The 1,008-nt window shown below is 71.2% G+C and carries 2 protein-coding genes; both read right to left on the reverse strand.

Features of this window, described 5'->3' with window-relative positions; all coding sequences use genetic code 11:
* Positions 1–872: dTDP-4-dehydrorhamnose reductase (gene rfbD / locus IEY36_RS30375; protein WP_188974068.1), on the reverse strand; the 872-nt coding region annotated here is incomplete at its 3' end.
* On the reverse strand, positions 872–1,003 hold the full coding sequence (locus tag IEY36_RS30380; RefSeq protein WP_268238235.1) for a dTDP-4-dehydrorhamnose 3,5-epimerase family protein: 132 nt from the start codon (positions 1,001–1,003) through the stop codon (positions 872–874). The genes IEY36_RS30380 and rfbD, both read right to left, overlap by 1 nt.
* Positions 1,004–1,008: the final 5 nt, after the last annotated feature.

A 1,008-nucleotide genomic window follows, 5' to 3' on the forward strand; every position in this document is an offset into this window, starting at 1 on the left:
GCTTGCAGTGCGCGGATCACGCGCGTCAGGCCTTGCTCCCAGGGTGGCAGGGCGACGCCGAAGGTCTCGCGCAGCTTCGACCCGTCCATGCGGCCATCGGCCGGTCGTACGGCCTTGGTTGGGTAGTCGGTGGTGGTGATGGCATGGACGACCGGGTGCGGTCCGCCGGCCTGGCCGAAGATCGCCTCGGCGAAACTGTGCCAGGTGGTGTAGCCGCTGCCGGTGGCGTGGAAGACGCCGCGATAGGTGTCCTGCCAGCCGGTGTCGCGAATGCGGGCCAGCACGGCCGTTATCGCGTCGGCGAGGTCGGGGGCGGCGGTCGGGCTGCCATGCTGGTCGGCGACGACGCGCAGTTCGGGCCGTTCGGCGCCGACCCGCAGCATGGTGCGCAGGAAATTGCTGCCGACCGGCGAGAAGACCCAGGCGGTGCGCAGCACCAGCGTGTGCGGATTGCCCGCGAAGGCCGCCCATTCGCCGGCGAGCTTGGTCCGGCCATAGGCGCCGAGCGGGTTGGGCGGGTCGGTCTCGAGATAGGGCGCGCCCTTGCGGCCGTCATAGACGTAGTCGGTCGAGACCTGGATCAGTGGGATGCCGTGCGCGGCACAATGCGCGGCGACCAGCGCCGGGCCGAGCGCATTGGCTCGGAAGGCGGCGGCTTCGTTGTCCTCGGCGGCATCGACGGCGGTCCAGGCGGCGCAATTGACCACGGCGTCCGGCTGAGCCGCATCGAAGGCGGCGGCCACGGTCTCCGGCGCGTCGAACTCGAACTCCGGCTGGCCGACCAGGACTGGCTCGAAACCCCGCGCCGGCAATGCGGTTTCAAGACCGGTCGCGAGCTGGCCGCCGCGGCCCGTCACCAGGATGCGGCGCATCACCAGCTGCCTTTCGGGAAGGGCGGCGCGATCTCCGACAGGCGCGGCGCGTTGCGGTCCTTGTCGGACAGCACGGCGGTCATCGCGTCGACCGGCCAGTCGATGCCGAGCGCCGGGTCGTTCCAGGCAATGCCGC

Source organism: Neoroseomonas lacus, assembly GCF_014644535.1.
In the GTDB taxonomy this organism is placed as follows: domain Bacteria; phylum Pseudomonadota; class Alphaproteobacteria; order Acetobacterales; family Acetobacteraceae; genus Neoroseomonas; species Neoroseomonas lacus.